Source organism: Alcanivorax sp. 24, from assembly GCF_004360225.1.
Taxonomy (GTDB): Bacteria; Pseudomonadota; Gammaproteobacteria; order Pseudomonadales; family Alcanivoracaceae; genus Alloalcanivorax; species Alloalcanivorax xiamenensis.
Map to the genome: position 1 here is coordinate 118,336 of NZ_SNUA01000003.1, position 19,616 is coordinate 137,951.

The window sequence follows — 19,616 nt, forward strand, 5'->3', positions numbered from 1 at the left end:
AATTCCATCATTACCAAAGAGCGGCGGAACAGTCGCCGACGTGAGGGCAACAGGGCGGGCAACGCCGCCCAGGCGAGAACGGCTCATTTCAGTTTGGTGCGAGGATCCAGGGGCGGGGCCGTCAACGGCGCACCGTCGTAGGCCTCCACCGCGCCAAAGCGGTCGTTGGGATAGCGCTGCCAGTCCTTGATGGCCGTCTCGATACGCGCCTGGTCACGACCGACAAAATTCCACCACAGCAACACCGGTTGCCCGAGAGGCTCGCCGCCAAGCAGCATGATGTCCGCGCCGTCGTCCAACTCCAGCGTCACCTGCTCGCGACCCTGGCCAAGGTAATAGAGACTGCCGGTATCCATGGGAGCGCCCTCCAGGCGGGCATGGCCTTGGTTGACACAGACGCCCAACTCGAAGGAAGCCGGCACTGGCAGGCTCAGGGTGGTATCCCCATCGGCGCGGATGTGGGCGCCAACCAAAGGAGAAAATACCCGTGCTGGAGACCGACGGCCGTCCAGCTCGCCGACCACCAGGGTGACAAGGGCATCACCCTGGCGCCATTGTGGCAGATCGGTGTGGTGGGCGAAGGCCGGGTTGGTGTCTTCATCCGATTCCGGCAGGGCAATCCAGAACTGCAAGCCATGGATCGGACCGGAGAAGCCGGGAGGGCTTTCCTCGGAATGACAGATGCCCCGGCCGGCGGTCATCAGGTTGAGCTGGCCGGGGCGGATAACCTGCTCATGGCCGAGGCTGTCTTTATGCAAAAGCGCACCCTCGAACAACCAGGTGACGGTCTGTAATCCGATATGCGGATGGGGGCCGACATTGACGCCGTTATCGGCCTCCAAATCCGTGGGGCCGATATGGTCGAGAAAACACCAGGGTCCGATACGTCGTTGTTCACGGACCGGCAGATGGCGAACGATCGGCAGGCCGCTTCCGAGAATCTTGCTTTGCGAGGGCAGGGCACGGACGGTGGGACGCTCGCAGTTTTGCGGACAGTCGATCAGCTCCGCCCCGGTGGTGACGTTGCTCATGGCTGGCTCCCGGGCAGGGGGTGTTGGGGGAGAACTTCAGTATCCCCGCCGGAACAGGTCGGGTAAAGCGGCTTAGCGGGCTCTGGCGCGAGGCGTGGGGCAGGCCGCGTCCTGGCCGGCGTAACGGCTACAGACCTCATTGCGGCATTGAATGCCATTGAGGGTATTGGGTGGAGGGCAGGCGCGCAGTTGCTTTTGCACCGCCAGCGATGTGGGCAGTTGCGGAATTGTGGACACCGGCGGTACCGGTGGCTCCGACAGGGACGCCAGGGTCTGCCGGGTTTCGCCGTAAATCCGCAACATCAGCGCATCAATGGCCTCATTGCGGCTGCTTTCGGTGTCTCGATGCTGTTCGCTGAGATGGCCGTCGCGCACCAGATCGTGCAGCACCGGGCCCAGCGTGCCGTCGTTTTTCACTTCCACCGGGTCCAGCCGGTTCACCCGTGAACCGGAGCGTACCGTCGTAGCCGCGGTGGCCAGGCGGCTGTCGGTGCGGCGGGGTGCCGATGTTCGTGGTTGCCCGGCCGTGGCCACCTGGGAGGATGATGCCACCGGGGACGATATGCCGTTAGGGGCCGGCCGGGACACCTTGGCTTCCCCGGCGATCTCATCGGTCCGGTCATCGATGATCACCGCCCCGCCGATCCGCGCCAGAGGATCCGCTTGCGAAACGGTTCCGGTTACCGGCTCTGGCGCCGTGGCGGCCGCGGGAGGTGTGATTTTCGTCTGGGAGGAGGACGCCAGAGACGAGGGAGGCTGAGCCGGGGGAATGGGCGTGGACCACCATTGAGCGAACAACCAGGGCAAGGCCAGCAACAGCGCGACGGCGACCAGTGTGATCGGTGAGAACAGGCGACGCAGGCGCGACAGGGCATCGGGAACGCCCTTTTTGGCCGGGCGTTCTTCCATGTCCGCTAGTATTCTGCCTCCCTGGGCAGTATCGGGCGCGTCCTTACCGGAGGTCACAAGACTTGGCGCCGCTGAGTGGCCGGTATTCAAAAGCTGTCCTTGCCGTTAAATTACCCACCCGCATTCTAACTACTGGGGGAGTGCCGTCAACGACGGTATCGACATGGAAGGCATGGCGTGTTTCTGATTGTAGTGTTGATCACACTGTTTTTGCTGCTGTGCCTCGGGCTTGGCTGGTGGATGCTACCCGAGCGCAGACGGGGGATGAGGGCCGCGCCAACGCGCCGATGGCGCCTGCCTGACCAGATGCGGCGCCATGGCGTGCTGGCGGTGGTGGTGGCGCTGGTTCTGGTGGTGCCGCCGCTGCTGGTGGTCTCGCTGCGTCAAAACGTGGAGCTGAAGCCCTTTCGCGGCACCGATCTGGCGGAATCCCACTCGATGATCGCGGAACTGCTGCGCGGCGAAAGGCTGGTGCCGCCGCCTGCGCCGCCTCCGGAGGTTTTCACCAATGCCGAAATGCGTCGATTCCATCCGGAGGTGATCAGTGCTGATCGCCGCTGGGACAAGGTCGACGGTGCTCTGCGCCAGCGGGTACTGGCGATCTACCGGGTGATGAAACAGCAATACGGCGTCGAAATGGTGCTGGTGGAGGGGTTTCGTGACGCCGAGCGGCAGAAGAAACTGATGGGCAAGGGGGCCAGTCTGGCCGGAGCCTGGCGCAGTTGCCACCAATATGGACTGGCGGTGGACAGCGCGCCGCTCAGGGACGGCATGCTGCAATGGGACATGGAGGACGCGTGGACCCGCCAGGCCTACTTCCTGTACGGAGAGCTGGCCAAGGAGGCGGGGTTAACCTGGGGAGGGGATTGGACCAACCTCAAGGACTACGTCCATGTGGAGTCGCGTGACCGCTGCCTGGCGGCCCGGCGGGCGCGTCAGGCCCGGCTCGACGCCCGGAATGGTTCCTAGGGCCCGTCCATTTACCAACCGTCCATTTCCCGACAATGCCAACGCGATTGGTTCCCCGAGGTGGAACCCTGATATACTTCCCCACGGTTTACTGGCCGGCAAGCGATCCGGTACCGGCGCAAGGAAAGATTCCGTTCACAGGATGTGAGGATTGGCGATATGTCACGGCCGATCATAGTACTGGGTGACAAGACCGACCATGGCGGCACCGTCATCGGTGCTTCCACCACCACCGATATCGACGGCAAGGGAGTGGCCCGGGTCGGCGACAAGGTCATCTGCCCCAAACACGGCCCTTCCCCCATCATCACCACCATCGCCACTGGCGATCCCACCAATCTCGTCGACGGCCAGCCCGTGGCCCGCCATGGTGACAAGACCGCTTGCGGCGCGACCCTGATTTCCAGTCAGGCAGGGTCCGTGGTGGATGCCGGTGGCGGTAAAAAAGGTAGCGATCTCGGCGCGGTGGCTGCCGGTCTTGCCACGGTCGTGGGCGTTTCCGCCGCGGTCATCGGTGCCCGCACTTCCCGATACGATGAGCAAATACGTTTCGTCAACGCCAAGGGAGCGCCCCTGGCCGGGGTTAGCTACCGGCTGGAAATGGACGACGGCAGCGTGGTCGAAGGGGAAACCGATGATGACGGGCGCAGCCGTCGTGTTGAAACCGACCAGCCTAGAAAAGTGGTCAAGGCGACACTTTCCTCCTCGCGGCCGGAATGCTGCGGTGATCAACGACACGGGCATGAGGCATCCAGTCTGGAGGTCGACGTGGGCAATGTAACCACCAGCGACCAGCAGGTGGGCAGCTCGTTGGCCACCGTGGCCACGCCGGAAGGCGAATCACGAGGGTTGACCTCCGGGGAAATCGCCATGGCCCGGCTGATATTTGGTGATTCCATCGACTACGGACGGGTCCGCGTCCACAACGGCGAGTATTTGTGGTTTGGGCTGCAGCCCAACGATACGGCAATGACCCCTAATGGAGAGATGTATTTCAATCCGAAGGAATTCAAACAAGATTTCTCTAATGATCGTGATTCTGGTCCTTCGGGGCAGATTTGGTTCATGCATGAAATGACCCATGTCTGGCAGTACCAGTTGGGGTTTCCGGTAAAGTGGAAGCGCGGTAACCCTCTCGGGTGGCTCATGCCCTATGAGTATGATGCCGACCCTGCCGCACGGTTTTCCGATTACAACATGGAACAGCAGGGCGACATCATAGGTGACTATTTCTCGCTGAAAGTTCTTGGCAACCGATATGGGGTAGCTCAGGACCGTTATAAGGTGTTCTCCCATTTGCCCTTGCTTGAAATGATTCTGGAAAATTTTCTGCGTGACCCCGGTGACGTGGCCAATTTGCCCGGCGGCGGAAAGGAAAGACGGGATGCACGCCGCGAGAAGAGATCTGAGGAACGCAGCGCCGATTATTATCAGTATGGAGAGAACGAATGAGGAAATTCGTCTTGTTAATCCCTGCACTGATTCTTCTAAACGGCTGTTTTGCGAGTGTTTCTCACTATGGAGGGACAGCCCGTGTTCTGGATCAAAATGGCGTTCCTTGTTTTGCGTTGAAGGACTCAGGGTTCTCGGATTGGACGGTGAGCTTTCTTCAAGTTTCCCGCCTTGATCAGGGTGGGCAAAAAGGGGAGATCCTTTGGGTGGACGGGATTGATGCTCCCAGGCCAGTTATCAATAAGAAGGATTGTATTCTCTGGCGTCAGGCCTTCGAGAATGTAGATGCACAGATGCATGAGCTGCCGCCTGCCATTGAACAACTTCATTCAGGGCTAATCTATTCAGTTCAGATGAACACCTCCCGCGTTGGGGATGACCGTAGCGGCCGATGGTATTCCAGCCACTTTTGCTTGTCCCAATCCCCCTCCGGAGGCCGGGTGGTTCATGACTTGGGGGTGAAGCCCGATGCCTGCCCCGTTGCAAATTAAACATGAATGGCAAAAACGTTTCGGGAAGAACTGGTGACTTTGGGTAAAACACTGAAGGGAATCGTGCTGGTCATTGTTGTCTTCGCCCTGTTCTGGGGAGGGACGATTCTCTTCTGGCGCATCCGAAACACCGATCCCGGGGTAGGCGAGGCGGTGGGCTGGCTTCTGCTGGCGCCACTGGTGGTGCTGGTGTTGCTATGGGCAGTGGCACGTTGGCGGAGTAACCGTCGGGCCGCCGCCAACGATAAAGCGGATACGCCAGCGGAGTCCCCCGAAAGACCGGATGCCGAGCAGACCAGTCTGAATCTGCTTGCCGCGGCGCTGCGCTTGCCGGCGGGTGAAACACCGGAAGAAGCGCTGCAAGGTTTGATGACGCCGCAAGCGCCGAAGCTCCATGGCACTTTGCGTGACGCCCAGGGACTCCCATTATTCGCCGCGCCGCTACCGCTGCTGACCGCGGCCTCACTGGACGCGGTGACATCGGAGCTGAACCGGCTCGCGGGCATGACCCTGCCCGTGGAGGAGTCGGCCCGTCGTAGCCTGGCATTGCTGCTTCCCGTATTTGATGAGTTGCTGATGGAACTGGCCGCCGTTCTTCCGGAGCAGGAGGGGCCCACGGATGAACGCGTCATCGCGGGCCTGAGGCATCGCTCCTCGCCGATGCGGCCAACACCGGTACTGGTGTCGGTGACGTTGCCGGCGGCCTCTCCTTCACTGGTGCCCCTATGCGAGAAGATGATGCGCGGCCGGATCGAGGACCTGGGCCTGGCGGTGGGCCTGAACTGGCGGTTTCAGTTCGAGGATACCCGTACGGGAACGGCATTCTGGCGTCGGCTGGCCCGGCCGGACAGGGAAGAGCAGTGGCAACTGTGGCTGGCAGCGGACTCGTTGATCGATCCGGCGCGAATGCAGACTTTGCAGAAGCGAGGCGCATTGATGACCAGCCGCACCCCTGAAGGCGTGATCCCCGGAGAGGGGGTCGCCGGTGTGCTGCTGGGGACAGGCCAAACCGGCACCGCAAGGATGTCCTGCCGGGGCCCCTATGAGGTGACCTGCCAGGGGGCGGAGAGTGCGCAGACCCGGGCTCGGAAGTTGGCGGAAGCATTGCGCCCGGAGCAAGCGGCGGATCATCCGCGGCCGGGACTGCTGATCAGTAATGCGGATTATCGCGCCGGCTCTTTCGAGGAGGCGGCGTTGCTGGCTCTGAGTTTAAACCCGGAACTGGACGCCAGCCGCCAGTTACTGGCATTGGGGCGCACCGGAGCGCTGGAGGGTGCCACGCCGGCGGTCATGCTGGCTTTGGTGTGGCAGGCGTTACGTGAGGGTCATGAAAGCGTCGCAGTATTGTTCGTGGATGAAGAGAGAGGCCGGCAAGTGGCTGTGTTTAGCGCCGCGCGGGCACAACAGAATCAAACCAAGCCGTCGCTGACGGCGGCAGCGGAACCGGAGTAAGGACACTTATGTCGGGCATGAGAAAGGGGCTTGCCAGCCTGGGCGCCTGGTTGATCAATTACCGATTGTGGGCGGTCTTGGCGCTGGTGATCGGGATTTTCTTATTGTGGCGGGGCGGAGACCCTGGCAGCCAGATCGGTTTTGTACTGCTGGTCGTGGCGCTGGTGCTCGGACTGTTCGCGCTGATCCGCTGGGCAATACGGCGCTGGCGGGAAAGGCGTGCCACTCGGGATATCGACGGCTTGATGAACGAGCAGGCCGAGCGCGCTTCCCGCAATGCCAAGGCGGAGGACCGGGGTGATATCGAGGAGGTCCGTGGCCGCATGCAGGAAGCGGTCAAAGCCATCAAATCCTCCCGTTTGGGCGTTCTCAAAGGCAAGGCGGCGCTTTATGAGCTGCCGTGGCATGTGATCATCGGCAATCCGGCGGCAGGGAAGAGCTCCGCCATTCTTAACTCCGGGCTCAAATTTCCGTTTGAAGACAATCGCAACAGCGTGGTGCAGGGGATTGGCGGCACTCGCAATTGCGACTGGTACTTTACCGCCGAGGGTATTGTGCTGGACACCGCCGGACGTTACTCGGTGGGCGGCGAGGACCGTGGCGAGTGGTTGTCTTTCCTCGACTTGTTGAAAAAACACCGCCCGCGCGCGCCGATCAACGGCATTATCATCGCCGCCAGTATCGCCGAGCTGTCCGGAAACCGGCCGGAATTCGCCATCGAGTTGGCCCGCAATCTGCGCCAGCGCGTGCAGGAGGTGACCGAACGGCTGGAAGTGTTCGCGCCGGTGTACGTGGTCTTTACCAAGGCCGATCTGATCGCCGGTTTCATGTCGTTCTTCAGCGGTCTGGACCCCTCCGAGCGGGAAAAAGTGTGGGGCGCTACCTTGCCCTATGACCCCCAGGCCCAGGTGGACGAACTGTCGATTTTCGACCAGCACTTCGATGAACTGGCGGAAGGTCTCAAGGAAATGGGCCTCTCGCACATGGCGATGCAAAGGGGCAGGGAGGTGGCGCCGGGCCTGCTGACACTACCGTTGGAATTCGTCAGCCTGAAGCCGGTATTGCGGACCTTTATCGCCAGTCTGTTCGAGGACAATCCGTATCAGTTCAAACCGGTATTCCGTGGTTTCTACTTCACCAGTGCATTGCACGAAGGGGAAACGGTACTGCATGCCTCCGAACGAATTGCCGACGAGTTTTCCCTGGCGCCGCGGCAAGACAAGGACGAACCGACCAGCAGCAAACCGGATCAGGCCCATTTTCTAAAGGACCTGTTTCGGAAAGTGATCTTCGCCGACAAGGAACTGGTTCGTCAGTACTCCAGCCCTTACCGTACCCGCATGCGTTACGGTGCCTTTCTGGCGGGGGCCCTGGTGGTGGCGGCGCTGCTTGGCACCTGGGCATGGTCTTACACCACCAACCGGCAACTGGTGGCGAACGCCTCCCGTGACTTGCAGCAGGCGGTTCAGATCCAGGAGGGGCGGCTCGACCTGCAATCCCGCATCGACGCTTTGCTATTGCTGCAGGACCGGCTGGAGCAGTTGCGTCAGTACCGCCGTGACGGCGGCATCACCACCACCATGGGGCTTTATCAGGGCGATAACATTGAAGCTGCCCTATGGAGGGAATACTTCGCCGGCATGGACCAGGTGATGGTGCGGCCGACCCGGGCCCGCCTGGAAGAATATCTGGGCAAGGTGGTGGCGAACGCCGACCAGTTGTCCATGGAGGAAAACAGAGAAGAAGCGCGCACCACCTTGTACGTACCGCCTTCGCCGAGGAATCCGGCCGAGGCCTACAATGCGCTCAAAGCCTATCTGATGCTCGGCGATCATGAACGGGTGGAACAAACCCATCTGGCCAACCAACTGACCCGTTATTGGCGTGGCTGGCTCGACGCCAACCGGGGGCAGATGAGCCATGAGGATGTGGCGCGGGCCGCGGAAAAACTAATGACGTTCTATGTCGCCAACGCCGGTAAGTCGGGGTGGCCGGAGATCGACACCCGTGTCTCCCTGGTCAACGACACCCGTCAGGCATTGCGTGGCGTGATGCAAGGGCAGCCGGCGATGGAAAGGGTCTTCGCCCAGATCAAGGCCCGTGCCGCCGCCCGTTTCTCCACCATTACGGTGAACTCCTTGCTGGCCGGCGCCAACGGCGAGAACCTGCTGAACGGCAGCTACGCCATTTCCGGGGCATTCTCGCGGGAAGCCTGGCAAGATTACATCAAGGACGCCATCCACGAAGCCGCCAATACCGAGCTCAACACCACGGACTGGGTGCTCGACACCACTGAGCAGAGTGATCTCTCCCTGGCCGGCAGTCCGGAACACATCGCCCGTCAGCTCACCGCGCTCTACAAGCAGGAATATGCCGCGGAATGGCAGCGCTTCCTGCGTGGCGTCAGCGTGGCGGGTTTCTCATCCGGCTTTGATGACGCCACCAGCGCCATGAATCGGCTCGGCAACAGCGAGAGCTCTCCGTTGAAAGCCCTGTTGCAAGCGGTGCACGAGCAGACCGTGTGGGATAACCCGAGAGCTTTGTATGCCCGGGTCAGTGAGCGTTCAGAGCAGAGCAGCGGTATCGTCAATTGGTTCAAGCGTGTGATCCTGCGGCGTGCTCCGGCGGGTATGTCCGGAATGTCCTTCGAAATCGACGACAAAACCGGGGAGGCCATGCTGCCGCCGTTGGGGCCGGTAGGCAAGGCCTTCGAAGGGTTTGCTCAGTTGATGGAGAAACGCGGTGGGCAAGCCCCGGCCATTGATGCCTATTTCGATGCCCTGGCGGCGACACGCTCCCGTCTGAACGACATCAAAATGGCGGAAGTGCCTGGCCCCGGCGCCCGCACTTTGATGCAGGAAACGCTGAGCAATCAGGGATCGGAACTGAGCTCCGCCTTGCGGCTGGTGGACGAGCAGTTGCTCACCGGGATGGGCGCGGAAGAAAAACAGGCGCTCAGGCCGCTGTTGCTGCAACCGCTCACGCAGACCTTCGCGGCGCTGGTTCCGGCGGCCGAAAACGAAATCAACCGGACCTGGCAAGCCCAGGTATACCAACCGTTTGATCAGGGCATCGGCCAGCAATTCCCCTTCGATCTGAGCGCCGATGAGGACGCGCCGAAAACCGAGGTGGCGACGATCTTTGGTCCTTCCGGCGCCATCGCCACCTTCAACAAGGAGGCACTGGGAAGCCTGGTGATTCAACGGGGCAATGTTTTGACACCACGTCGCTGGGCCGGAATGGGAATCCGTCTTTCCCCCGAACTGGTCAGCGGTTATGGCGATTGGGTGAGCGGCCAGAGTGGCGGCGCCGGTGAAACCGACGTCACCATCTTCCAAATCCTGCCGGCGCCGGCTATTGGCGCGGTGGAGTACGTGCTGGAAATCGATGGCCAGTCGCTGCGTTATCGAAACACGCCGCCGCAATGGGAAACCATGCAATGGCCCAATCGTGGCGCCACCCCGGGGGCCAAGCTGGTGGCCACCACCAGCGACGGGCGCCAGGTGCAGCTGGCAGACTTCCCCGGAGAGAACGGTTTCGTTCAACTGATGGACGCGGCCAGGCTGCAAAGCCGGTCCGACAGCAGCACGGTGACCTGGAGTAAAGGCACGGTGTCCATTTCCATGGAAATGCGCACTGTCCGCAGAGCGGGGGCCGGTAGCGACAGTGACAGCTGGCAGCGAGGGTTGAGATTGCCTCGGATCGTTGCCGGACAAGGCGCGGACAAGCAGCTTGCCAGCCAGGGAGGCGAGGATGAGTGAGACGGCGGATACGCAAACCGTACAGGCAGGATACTTCGGCAAGCTGCCTTCTCGCGGGGATTTTGTTCGCAGTAGCGATCAACATCGCCTGATGTCGCTCTTGGACCGCTGGGCGGCCGGCAGCCTGGATCAGTTCAGCCATAATCCGGACTGGAAAACACTGTACGATCAGGCGCCCTGGCTCCACTTCGCGTTTCTCGGCTCACGCAGCCAACTGGCGATTGCCGGCCATATGCTGCCCAGCTGCGACGCTTCCCAGCGCCGTTATCCGTTCCTCTCGGCGGTACGGCTGCAGGTGACGGATACCGCCGGATTCATCGCCCGCAGCCCGTTGGCGCTGTTTCCGGCCTGGCGGCAACTGGCGGCGGAATCGAGCCGGGCGGTTCATAGCAAGGACGCGACCTCGGAATTGGTGGAACTGGGGCAACGGGATTTCACCGTGGACGTTCAGCCGCAGGCGTTTGAGAGCCGTTTTCAACAATTGCTTGAGCAGGAGACGCTGGCCGGACTTGAGAGCAGCATGCGCCGGGCAGGATACCCCTCGGTCGCGCTTAAACGAAGCCTGCCGGCGCTGGGGCTATTGCTGCAACCGTTGATGAGCCAGCAACAAGTCAGCATCGACAAGGGGTTGATCCTGCCCCTGCCGGCGGAGGCGGAAACGCAGGCGCTGACAGCGACCTGGTGGTTGGACATGCTGACCGGTTTTGTTCGTCGCGGTGATTTCGAACTGGCGGTGTTGATTCGCGGTGGCGAGACACCGGCGATGATCGTCGGCTTCAATGGCGCTGATCATCAAATATTACGCTCGGTATGGGATCCGAACGTGGCGGAATCCCATCTGATCGCGGTGCAGGATGCCGACTGGGTAGAGGACTATATGGCCATGAATGTCAGCTTGAACCGGCTCGCCAGCTACATCGACCGTGGCGATCTGTCCCTGGGCAGCGCCCGGCGCTTTTTCATGGAAACCTTTCTCGGGGGTGAAATATGAGCTGGCGCAAAGGGATATTGACGTTGTTGTGCGGCGGCTTGATGCAAGTGTCGTTCGCGCAGGAGGCGGAGGAGGCTCCGGAGAAGCCTTCGTTGCCGCCGGTGGTGGCCAAGGGCGTGGTTCCGGATCAAGCCACCCGGGCGGCGGTGCTGGAGCGTCTGCACGATATTTACGGTGAGGAACGGGTTGTGGATCGCATCCAGGTGGAAGCGGTGCCCGCGCCGCCGAACTGGGGGCAATACGTGGCCAATATGTTGTCGCCGGAACTCAAATCGATCCGCGGCGGCGAGATCAGCATCGAAGGCCAGAGTGTCCGCATCACGGGAGAAGTGGATAACGAGGCTCTGCGTCAGCGCGTCGCCAGTGCCCTGAGCATGGCGAGCAGCCGGGACTACACGGTGACCAACAGTCTGCGTCTTGGAGAGTCCCGCCAACAACGTCTGGACGATACTCTGGCGGATCGCCTGATCCGGTTCCAGAGCGGCAGTGACCGGCTGACGCCTGACGGACAACGCATCCTCGATGAGATGGCCGAGGTGATGCGCGATATGGGCGAGGCCCATGTCCAGATCATTGGTCATACGGATAATGTCGGCCGCCGTCAGAGCAATGTGGCGTTGAGCTATGCCAGGGCGGACGCGGTGCGTCGTTACTTGATCGAGCAGGGTGTGCGTGAGGAGGGGCTGGGGGTGGTCGGCAAAGGGCCGGATGAACCGGTGGCGGACAACGCCACAGCCGAAGGGCGCGCGCGTAACCGGCGCATCGAATTCCGCATTCTCTGACCACGCTCGGAGAGCGGGGTCAGTTCATATCCTGATCCCGCTCCACATCCAGTAATTCTTCCACCTGCGACAGGATACTGTCGTCCTTGATCACTGTTTTCAGCCATTGATGCAGAGGCATCTCGCCCCACCGGGCGGCGCGTTCGGCCAGGTAGGCCACAGGGCTATGGGGCTCTGTGCGGCGAAAAAAGGCCGCTACCTCACGCAGCTGTTCCAGTGCCTGTTGGCGTGTTTGGATCGGACCACCGTGATTGGCCGCCGGTGAGTCGGAGATAATTGGCGGATTGGGGTCGCCGGAGCCGTTGTCGGTGTCTTCGCCTGGAACTTCCACATTAGCATCCCGGGCAAAGCGCCGGGCGGTCTGGCTCAGCAACGTCAGCAGATCCTCGGCCGCGCTGAAACTGGGACCATCCACGCCCAGATGTCGGTCCACCGCATCCCGCAGTTCGCGTAGCGCGGCACCGCAGTCAGGAATTTCCTCAAGCAGACGCCGGTAGTAATCCGGTGAGGTGTCCCGCCGAGCGGCTTGCAACTGATCCTGGTCTGGATGGTCGCCAGCCTCCTGCTCGGTATTTTCCGACCGGGAGAACACCGTCTCGAAATCGTTGAGCCCGAAGCGTCCCTGCGGCGCGTTCACCAGGGGTAGAGTACGCAGCCATTGCTGTGACTGGGTCAGCAGCCAGACCAGATTGCCCACTCGTTCTTCCGCGTCGCCCTGGTCCATCATCGGGTATACGGTGTCCCAATAGTGATCGCAGAAGTAAGCGATCAGGCGATAGCCGCCAGCCAGGCCGGCAAAACCATGCAATTGGGTGTTGGCCTCCGCCAGCCAGGAGGCTACCCGCAAATCCTTGGTGCGATTCCGCAGTAACTCTCGGCATTGTTTGGCCGCCCCGGGCCAATCCGCGTATTTAATATCGGTGACCCAATCCCCTTGATCCAGGGTGGGATCGTCAGCGCGCCGGGCTTCCTGAATGGCATCGAACTCCATCGAAAAAGACAGATCGTCACCGGCGGGGGCGTCGTCTCGAATTGGGCTGATCAAATCTTGCCAATGATCCATAACGGGGCACGACTCCGTGGCGTTCGCCGCGTCAAGGCAGCGTGATGGTGATGTGCGCGGTGCGTTCCGGCATTTGCACGATGTCCTGGTAAGCCGCCAGGCTGGTTTCGGTCTGTTGATTTAGTGTCAGGCGCAGACCCAAAAACGCCAGTACCGCGAAGCCGGCGAGGAACATCAATGGCAACCAGAGCGGCACCACCCGGCGCAGGGTATGACGGACGTTGTCCGGTGGCGCCCAGTGCGGAGCGAAGCCGTTGCGCTGCCCTTTCAAATAGGCGATCTCATCGCCGAGACGGGCAATCAGGTAGCCCAGCTTTTCAGTGCCGTCGAGCCGGTATTTGCCTTCGAATCCCAGCAGCAGGCAATAGTGGTACACCTCGAGCGAGGCCAATCTGGGCGCGCCTTGGGCACGTAAGTCTTCCAGATAGTCAAAGAAGTGCTGCCCCGCCAGATGGTCGCCGAACAGACGCAGCTGTAACGGATGGCGCTCCCATTCATCGCGGAGGGCGCCCGGCTGTGACAGAATGACTTCATCCACCGCCGCGCAGAAGGCGTATTTGGCGGCATAGATATCCTCGGAGGCGACGCCGCTCTTCATCGCGCTGCGTTCCACCCCCTCCAGAAAACTCTGAATCTCGCTGGCAAAGGTTTCCGCATGATTCGGTAGCTGACCTCGTTTCAGCAGGACCAGCAAATAGAAACCGTCGAACATCATATCCAGCAGGCGGCCGCCGGCGGCGGTATCACGTGGCACGCTACTGGTGTCCGCGGTGGCGGCGCCGGTCAGGGAAGGGCGAGCGGAGAGAGAAGGGCCTTCGGTCATGACGTCACCGCGATCAATTCAAGTTTCAGATCCTGTACCCCGGTAGGCACATAGACCATCACCGATTGCCCCTTCAGCATTCGCTCATACAGCGGCCCGCGGGGCTCCAGAGAAAAATAATAGCTGCCGGGACGGACCGGAATGGCGGCGGGAATCTGGTTGGCATGGATCAGTTTGACGCCCGGCATGGCGGCCAGAACACACTTCTCCACATCGTCCGGTGCCCCTACCTTGAACCGGACAGGTACCGTTTCCACCAGCTCCTGGCCGGGCATATCCGCGGCGACGCCCAGATAGAGCGCGGTCTGGGCATCAATTCGCTGCGAATCCAGCATGCCACGATGGTAAGACGGTTTGATTTCCGTCAGCGGGATGGCGAAGTGGCGGGTGGAAATCACTGTATCGAGCAGGTCCCGCACCAAATGGAACAGCGCCGCGAACGCTTCATCAGGAGCCTCGTGGCGATATTGGGGAAGATCCGCCAGACCATGTTGTGTGGAATACGTCAGCAGATTCCCGGCCAAGCGCAGTAACTCCTGATAGAGCCGCTCCGGATGAAACTTGGGCTGAGCGAAGAAATGCGACAAGGTGGCATAGGCGGTGTTCGCGGTATGCAACAGCCAGAATGACGCCACGTCCGAAGAGCGAAACTCGATCAGGCCCTGGGAGGCCTGACGTTGCTGGTTACCGAGAGCCTCGGATTTGGCCTGCAAGGCGTCCAACAGACCACGCAGCTGACGAGTGAGATAATCGGACGCATCCAGATGGAGACACGGTGGCATGAAAGTGTCGTCCAGCTCGAACCCACCAGTAGAGATGCGCTTGACCCGTAACAAAGGCACGGTCAGATAACGGTCGCGCGGAGTGTCATCGGTGAGCAACCGCACGGACTTTTTCAAATAGGTCAGTTCAGCCTGGGCGGAATCAGTATACAAATCGGCGGTGCCCAGCAATGCCTGCGTGAAGCGGGCGTTGCCACCATCGTCATTGCAGTTGCCACCATGCTCCTTGAGCAGCGGCAGCGCCAGATGGATTACCGTGCTGGATACACCCGCGGGGAGTTCTTCAAGGCGCAGAGGATCGGGCAGAGCGTCGGCATCGGGTGCCTGGTAGATTTCGCCGTCGGGGAACACCAGAGACAGTTCCAGAAGACGAACCGCGCCACTTTCAAGCGCGCGCGGATCCAGGCGGATTTGGCGGATACCCCAGGGATAGGGGTGCAGGCTTTGCGCGACGTGATGAAGACGCGCCTCGTGGTAAGTGTCCTGACGTTGAAAATGCTGTGGACGGAGGAACAGACCTTCCCCCCAAAGCACTTTCGACATGCGGCTGACATGCGACACAGTATCGTCCCTTGATATCAATCCGGCTCCGCGCGGTTAGCGTCGAGCTTTGTCCTTAATCGATTGTCCGCGCAAGACTACCGGCCCCTTTCGGGTGATGCAATGGATAATGGAATCCGCGCCTGCCGTGGTTTCAGCGCGGTAACGCGGGGCATCTCACGGCCACCAGACTGGTCGGGTCACCAGTGGGCGTCCGGATCAGACCGGTACCATCGCTGGTTACCGCGCAGGCGTGAAAGCCCAGGGTAAGCCCGGTTTTTATGACCGGCTTTTCGGTAACATCGAAAGCAAAGCGCCAGCGCTCCCTCGCCGGAGAGCGGAACAGGGCCACAACGCCGATCGCCTTCGCTTGCTCCGGTACACGGGCCTCAATCACGTGATGAGCGCCGGGCGTCAAAACCACTTCGCTGACGCTAATCAAATCATTGCGCAAAGCACGGGCCTCGGCATCGTCATCGAGAAAATCCTGCAATGACGCCTCATAAAAACGTTGGGTTTCGCGCAAATGATAAATTCGTACCACCAGAGAATAGGCCTGATGCCCCATGCCGGCATTCAGATTGTCTCCACCGTAGAGGCGAACGGGAATAACCGTATCCTTTGGGGGGCCGGAGCCAAGCAGAGCGCAGCTTTGCAGCGATAATAGCAAAGCGCCAAAAAAAATTATTTTTGTGAACTGGTTCAAAAAAATGAAGCGGCGCGGGTTGGAGCGGCGCATCGTATCCATACGTAAAAAGTCCTGCTTTTGTCCTGAGGAGGCCGTACTTCGATGGCACGCACTTTAGCAGTTTAGTTCTGCCCGGCCCAGTCCAATCCCGACCTTGAGGTGGCGGCAAACGGCGGCGGAATATGGCCTCGCTTGACAGGTCGGACATGCTCACTATACTCGGCCGAATTGGCCATGCTGTTGTTTTTCGTCACAAAGCTGACATTCGTGCGCGTTAGTATGAACATGCTTGAGTGACCTTGAACGGCGGTAACCACCGATCGAGCGGGGAAACGCATCACGTTTGTGAAGATCGGAAGGCCTCTCAATGAGAGCAGGGATGACACAGCGCAGGATGTCCAGGGATTGGATCAACACATCATTTTCCTTTTCCCCTGAATCCACATCACTTAAGCGCTTCAGCGCTGATTCGCCGTTCCCCTGTCGCTCTTTGATTATGGTTCGTCCGTTTGCCGCCAAGGCGGTCGCGGGCGGAAAACATAACCTTAGAAGATAAATAGAGATGGTATTGAACAGGGAACGCCTAATACGTCTTGTCACGGTAGCGGTCATGCTCGCCACGCTGAGCGCTTGCAGCATGATGTCCGGTCGTAAGTCCGCGGAATACGGCGAGCAGATGGGGCGCGCGGAAGGGGCGCTGAGCAACGAGAAAGTGGACGCCGCCTTGATGTCGTTCGCCAATGCCGCCAAAGCCGACCCGACTCGCAAGGAGCCCTGGGTCCGTATCGCCCAGATTCAGTTTGACCGTAATAACTACGCCCACGCCATTGTTGCCGCTGAAGAAGCCCTGCAGCGGGACGCCCGCGATCTTATCGCGGAAGGCATCCTGACCCTGAGTGGTTTGCGCATCGCCAGCCAGTCGCTGCAGCGACTCGGTGAGCGGGACGCATTGGGATCCGAAACCGCGCGTCGCGAAGCGCGGGCGCTGGCGGAGACATTGAAAACCGCTATTGGCGAGGAGCCGGTGGTTGACGACGAGGACGATAACCGCAGTGCCCGTGTCAGTCGTCCCGCGCCGCGCCCGAAACCCCGTGTCAGCGCGCCGCCGAAGACAAGCACCACGGTCAGCAAACGCAGTGCCAACGATCCGTTCAGTGGTATTGGCGGTGATTGAGTCCCGCCCCGTCGATTCAGCCAGGAGATAGCTCCATGTCCAAGAAGGATAGCACTCAAAAACGTCTTCAGAAGGTACGTCCACCGCGAGTACAGCTCACCTATGACGTGGAGAAGGGCGATGCCATAGAACAGAAGGAACTGCCCTTTGTCGTTGGTGTACTAGGCGACTTCAGTGGCAACCCGGAAGAGCCACAGCCGAAGGTAAAGGACCGCAAATTCGTCAATGTGGATATGGATAACTTTGACGAAGTAATGGAAGGCATGACGCCTCGGGCGGTGTACCGGGTGCCGAACAAGCTGACCGAAGAGGGCGGCGAGTTCGGGGTCGAATTGAAGTTCAAGTCCATGGAGGACTTCCGTCCCGAAGCGGTGGTTGAACAGGTGGAGCCACTGCGCCGCCTGTTGGAATCACGCACGAAACTGGCGGACCTGCGCAATAAACTGATCGGCAACGAAAAGCTGGAAGATCTGCTTTCCGACGTGCTGAAAAACACCGAGCAACTCAAGGCGCTGCGAGAAGATAGCGGTGCCGACGACGATCAGGAGTGATGACCATGGGCAAAGAGGTGGCAAGCGCCAACGAGGCGGGAACGGTAACCGAGACCGAGGGCCTTCTCGACCAGATCGTCGAAGAGAGCCGGGTGGCGAAATCCGATGAGGAGCATCGCCGGGCCAAGGATATTATCTCCGAACTGGCGAAAGAGGTAATGGAAGGCACCGTGGTGGTGTCGGACAACCTCAATATGACCCTGGATGCGCGAATCGCCGAGCTGGACCGTCTGATTTCCGAACAATTGAGCGCCGTGATGCACGCTCCGGAATTCCAGGACCTGGAGAGCACATGGCGCGGCCTGCACTATCTTTGCGAGCATACCTCCACCGGTTCGATGATGAAGATCAAGGCGTTCAACGCCAAGAAGCAGGATCTGATCCGGGACTTCAACTCCGCCATCGATTTCGATCAAAGCGCGCTGTTCAAGAAAGTCTATGAAGAGGAATTCGGCACCTTCGGGGGCGCCCCGTTCGGAACCCTGATCGGTGATTACGCCATTGGCCGGCAACCTCAGGACATGTACTTCGTGGAGCAGATGTCCCACGTGGCCGCGGCTGCCCATGCGCCGTTCATCACCGCCGCCTCGGAAGACATGCTGGGATTGGAGAGCTTCACCGATCTTGGCAAACCTCGCGATCTCGCCAAAGTGTTCGACACCGTGGAATACGCCAAGTGGCGCTCTTTCCGTGATGGGGAAGACAGTCGTTACGTGGGGTTGACGCTGCCGCGGTTCCTCGGCCGTTTGCCCTACAATCCGAAAGATGGCACCACCGTCGAAGGCTTCAACTTCGTGGAGGAGGTGGACGGGGCGGACCACGGCAAGTATCTGTGGTGTAACACCGCCTACGCCATGGCCGCCCGACTCACCGCCGCATTCGAGGACTTCGGCTGGTGCGCCGCCATTCGTGGCGTTGAAGGGGGCGGTCTGGTTGAGGACCTGCCAACCCATACTTTCCGTACCGATGATGGCGAGGTGGCGCTCAAGTGCCCCACTGAAGTGGCGATTACCGATCGCCGCGAGAAGGAATTGAGCGATCTCGGGTTTATCCCGCTGGTGCATTGCAAGAACACGGACTATGCCGCGTTCTTCGGCGCCCAGTCGGCGCAGAAGCCCAAGAAGTACAACACCGACGCCGCCAATGCCAACGCCATTCTTTCCGCGCAGCTTCAATACATGTTCGCCGTCTCCCGCATCGCCCACTATCTCAAGGCGATGATGAGAGAGAAGATCGGCAGCTTCGCCTCCGCGGGCAATGTGGAAGAATTTCTTAACCGCTGGATTTCCCAGTACGTGCTCCTTGACGACAACGCCACTCAGGAAGCCAAAGCCCAGTATCCGCTGCGCGAAGCATCCATCCAGGTCTCGGAAGTGCCCGGCAAGCCGGGTTCCTACAGGGCAGTCGCGTTCATCAGGCCGCATTTTCAGCTTGATGAACTGTCTGTATCGCTGCGGCTGGTGGCGGAGCTCCCGGCTTCCGCTAAAAAGTCATAGCGATTTTACGGGGTTCGGCGTGGCGGGGTGTCGCTGCCGGACCGATTAAACCGTTGCCAAAGAAGGGGCAACAAAGATGGGCGGCATGGCGTCGTCTAGACCGCATGAAGGAAGGAACTTGACATGCAACATGCATTCTTAAACATCGATTCCATTAAAGGCGAATCCAGTGACGATAAGCATCCAGGATGGATCGAGATTCAATCGTTTTCGCAGGATGTCCTGCAACCGCGCGCTCCTACCGCTTCCAGTTCTGGTGGTCAGACCGCGGAACGGGTTAGCTTTGGCCCGATCGAAGTGGTGAAGTCCATTGACCTGTCCAGCACCGTGCTGAGCCAGGCGTGCTCCAACGGGACCACTTTCGCCAAGGCCGAGATCGATTTCATGCGTGCCGACAAAGACGGCAACGCCATCAACTACTACAAGATCGAACTCAAGAACGTTCTTGTACACCGGGTGACCACCACCATCGGTGAAGATGGCATGCCTCAGGAAGTCGTGCTGCTCAGCTTCGCCGCGATCCGCTGGACTTACAACCAGCAGAAACCGGAAGGTGGCATTGGCGGCAAGACCATGGGCCAGTGGAACCTCAACAAAAACGCTCCTCAATTCTGATGAGCGGCGATGGCGCCCGGTCGGGCGCCATCGCACTTTTGTCCGC

17 protein-coding genes are annotated in these 19,616 nt (G+C 60.3%); 11 read left to right on the top strand and 6 right to left on the bottom strand.

The genetic code is table 11. The features are described 5' to 3' along the window. Positions 1 to 83: 83 nt before the first annotated feature. Together E0L37_RS05425 and E0L37_RS05430 are read right to left on the bottom strand one after the other, a co-directional pair. The gene (locus E0L37_RS05425; protein ID WP_133490760.1) at positions 84 to 1,031 is read right to left on the bottom strand and encodes a pirin family protein; all 948 of its coding nucleotides are present in this window, start codon (positions 1,029 to 1,031) and stop codon (positions 84 to 86) included. Between the two features lie 72 nt (positions 1,032 to 1,103). Then, on the bottom strand, positions 1,104 to 1,940 hold the full coding sequence (locus E0L37_RS05430; protein WP_133490761.1) for a hypothetical protein: 837 nt from the start codon (positions 1,938 to 1,940) through the stop codon (positions 1,104 to 1,106). 177 nt (positions 1,941 to 2,117) lie between these two features. Between E0L37_RS05430 and E0L37_RS05435 the strand changes: the two genes are divergently transcribed. From E0L37_RS05435 to E0L37_RS05465, 7 genes are all read left to right on the top strand, one after another. Further along, positions 2,118 to 2,909: a M15 family metallopeptidase gene (locus E0L37_RS05435; RefSeq protein ID WP_133490762.1), complete on the top strand. Its 792-nt coding sequence runs from the start codon at positions 2,118 to 2,120 to the stop codon at positions 2,907 to 2,909. Between the two features lie 159 nt (positions 2,910 to 3,068). Beyond that, positions 3,069 to 4,361, top strand: coding sequence for a PAAR domain-containing protein (locus E0L37_RS05440; RefSeq protein WP_133490763.1), 1,293 nt, complete (start codon positions 3,069 to 3,071; stop codon positions 4,359 to 4,361). Next, entirely contained in the window at positions 4,358 to 4,852 is a 495-nt protein-coding gene (locus tag E0L37_RS05445) for a hypothetical protein (RefSeq protein WP_133490764.1), read from the top strand. The genes E0L37_RS05440 and E0L37_RS05445 overlap by 4 nt, the downstream gene beginning before the upstream one ends. Before the next feature lie 6 nt (positions 4,853 to 4,858). Next, positions 4,859 to 6,304, top strand: coding sequence for a hypothetical protein (locus E0L37_RS05450; protein ID WP_133490765.1), 1,446 nt, complete (start codon positions 4,859 to 4,861; stop codon positions 6,302 to 6,304). An 8-nt stretch (positions 6,305 to 6,312) separates the two neighbouring features. Beyond that, complete coding sequence (gene tssM / locus E0L37_RS05455) at positions 6,313 to 10,065, top strand: type VI secretion system membrane subunit TssM (protein WP_133490766.1); 3,753 nt, start codon at positions 6,313 to 6,315, stop codon at positions 10,063 to 10,065. Further along, positions 10,058 to 11,056, top strand: coding sequence for a type VI secretion system-associated protein TagF (gene tagF, locus E0L37_RS05460; RefSeq protein ID WP_133490767.1), 999 nt, complete (start codon positions 10,058 to 10,060; stop codon positions 11,054 to 11,056). Before tssM ends, tagF begins: the two co-directional genes overlap by 8 nt. Then, positions 11,053 to 11,838: an OmpA family protein gene (locus tag E0L37_RS05465; protein WP_133490768.1), complete on the top strand. Its 786-nt coding sequence runs from the start codon at positions 11,053 to 11,055 to the stop codon at positions 11,836 to 11,838. The genes tagF and E0L37_RS05465 overlap by 4 nt, the downstream gene beginning before the upstream one ends. Before the next feature lie 19 nt (positions 11,839 to 11,857). On the opposite strand, the gene tssA is transcribed toward E0L37_RS05465, so the two are convergent. From tssA to tssJ, 4 genes are all read right to left on the bottom strand, one after another. Continuing rightward, positions 11,858 to 12,901 (bottom strand): type VI secretion system protein TssA, encoded by a 1,044-nt coding sequence (gene tssA / locus E0L37_RS05470; RefSeq protein WP_133490769.1) that lies wholly within the window; start codon positions 12,899 to 12,901, stop codon positions 11,858 to 11,860. 31 nt (positions 12,902 to 12,932) lie between these two features. Continuing rightward, on the bottom strand, positions 12,933 to 13,724 hold the full coding sequence (gene icmH, locus E0L37_RS05475) for a type IVB secretion system protein IcmH/DotU (RefSeq protein WP_133490770.1): 792 nt from the start codon (positions 13,722 to 13,724) through the stop codon (positions 12,933 to 12,935). Beyond that, positions 13,721 to 15,049 carry a type VI secretion system baseplate subunit TssK gene (tssK, locus tag E0L37_RS05480; RefSeq protein ID WP_133490771.1) on the bottom strand — a complete coding sequence of 443 codons (1,329 nt, stop codon included), beginning with the start codon at positions 15,047 to 15,049 and terminating at the stop codon, positions 13,721 to 13,723. The genes icmH and tssK overlap by 4 nt, the downstream gene beginning before the upstream one ends. A gap of 151 nt (positions 15,050 to 15,200) precedes the next feature. Further along, the gene (gene tssJ, locus E0L37_RS05485; protein ID WP_240687428.1) at positions 15,201 to 15,794 is read right to left on the bottom strand and encodes a type VI secretion system lipoprotein TssJ; all 594 of its coding nucleotides are present in this window, start codon (positions 15,792 to 15,794) and stop codon (positions 15,201 to 15,203) included. Between the two features lie 550 nt (positions 15,795 to 16,344). Here tssJ and E0L37_RS05490 point away from each other — a divergent pair. The 4 genes from E0L37_RS05490 to E0L37_RS05505 all read left to right on the top strand — a co-directional run bounded on the left by E0L37_RS05490 (position 16,345) and on the right by E0L37_RS05505 (position 19,570). Next, positions 16,345 to 16,908, top strand: coding sequence for a M48 family metallopeptidase (locus E0L37_RS05490; protein ID WP_133490772.1), 564 nt, complete (start codon positions 16,345 to 16,347; stop codon positions 16,906 to 16,908). A gap of 35 nt (positions 16,909 to 16,943) precedes the next feature. Further along, on the top strand, positions 16,944 to 17,459 hold the full coding sequence (tssB, locus tag E0L37_RS05495) for a type VI secretion system contractile sheath small subunit (RefSeq protein ID WP_133490773.1): 516 nt from the start codon (positions 16,944 to 16,946) through the stop codon (positions 17,457 to 17,459). Between the two features lie 5 nt (positions 17,460 to 17,464). Beyond that, entirely contained in the window at positions 17,465 to 18,955 is a 1,491-nt protein-coding gene (gene tssC / locus E0L37_RS05500) for a type VI secretion system contractile sheath large subunit (protein WP_133490774.1), read from the top strand. Positions 18,956 to 19,078: 123 nt separating this feature from the next. Beyond that, a complete protein-coding gene (locus E0L37_RS05505) occupies positions 19,079 to 19,570 on the top strand; it encodes a type VI secretion system tube protein Hcp (RefSeq protein WP_133490775.1) in 492 nt (163 codons plus the stop codon). Positions 19,571 to 19,616: the final 46 nt, after the last annotated feature.